Here is a 1205-nt window from a genome sequence, read left to right on the forward strand (position 1 = left end):
CGGGCCACGATCTGCGTGCCGGTCGCCGCGGGGGTGAACTCGACGTCGAGTTCCTGCACGGTGCCGGCGGCGGGGGCGGGCTCGACGGGGGCGCTGTTGGGCTTGACGGTGATGACCGGGATCCCGCGGGTGACGCGGGAGCGGGTGGTGTAGGACGCGGCGAACGCGGACTGGGTCGCGACCGGGCCCTGGTCGCCCGGCTCGACGTCGGTCGCGTCGGTGATCAGACCGGATTCGGTGCGCAGGGCGAGGCGTGCGGCGATCTCTTTGCCGTCGGCGGAGGACGGGACGAGGACCGCGACGGGGCTGGTCTGCCGGTGGGCGGTGTGGAGGGCGTCGACGGCGGGGACGGTGAGGTAGCCGGTGAACTCGGGGGCCTCACAGGTCAGGACCCGTACCGCGCCGTGTTCGGCCAGCACGCCGGCGGTGTCCTTCGCGCCCGGGCCGACCGCGAGCGCGACCGGGTCGCCCAGCCGGCGGGCGAGCGTGAGCAGTTCCAGGGTCGGCTTGCGCACGGCCCCGTCCTGGTGGTCGACGTAGACGAGTACTTCAGCCATGGGAACTCAGATCCTTCTGCACAGACGGGACGGGAAACGAAGCCGGCGGAACTTCAGAAAACCGGGGGCCACAGCCGGCAGGGCCGGACCGAGGCGGAGACACGACCCCCACCGGCCGGAACCCGGGATCCACGGAACCGGGCCGCCGCACCGGGCGGAAGACGGGCCGCGGAACGGGCCAGGGGGTCACAGGCCCGGGGGTGTGGGCCGGGGTCAGATGAACTTCTGCGTGGCGAGGTACTCGGCGATCTTGTGCCCGCCCTCGCCCTCGTCCTTGACGACGGTTCCTGCGGTACGGGCCGGACGGCGCACCGCGCTGTCCACCACCGTCCACGACCCGCCCAGACCGACCGCGGCCGCGTCGATGCCCAGATCGTCCAGACCCAGCGTGGCCACCGGCTTCTTCTTCGCCGCCATGATGCCCTTGAACGACGGGTACCGCGCCTCTCCCGACTGGTCCGTCACCGACACCACCGCCGGCAGCGCCGCCCGCACCCGCTCCGACGCGCTGTCCCCGTCCCGGCGGCCCGTCACCTGCCCGCCCTCGACCGCCACCTCCGACAGCAGCGTCACCTGCGCCACCCCCAGCCGCTCCGCGAGCAGCGCCGGCAGCACACCCATCGTGCCGTCCGTCGACGCCATCCCGCA

Annotated in this window: 2 protein-coding genes; both read right to left on the reverse strand. The window is 73.4% G+C overall.

Features of this window, described 5'->3' with window-relative positions; translation table 11 throughout:
- The coding region (locus tag ACWEFL_RS36105; protein ID WP_451721357.1) for an electron transfer flavoprotein subunit alpha/FixB family protein at window positions 1–557 on the reverse strand (557 nt) is incomplete at its 3' end.
- 213 nt (window positions 558–770) lie between these two features.
- Window positions 771–1205: electron transfer flavoprotein subunit beta/FixA family protein (locus ACWEFL_RS36110; protein WP_451721359.1), on the reverse strand; the 435-nt coding region annotated here is incomplete at its 5' end.

It is taken from the genome of Streptomyces sp. NPDC004838 (assembly GCF_053600955.1).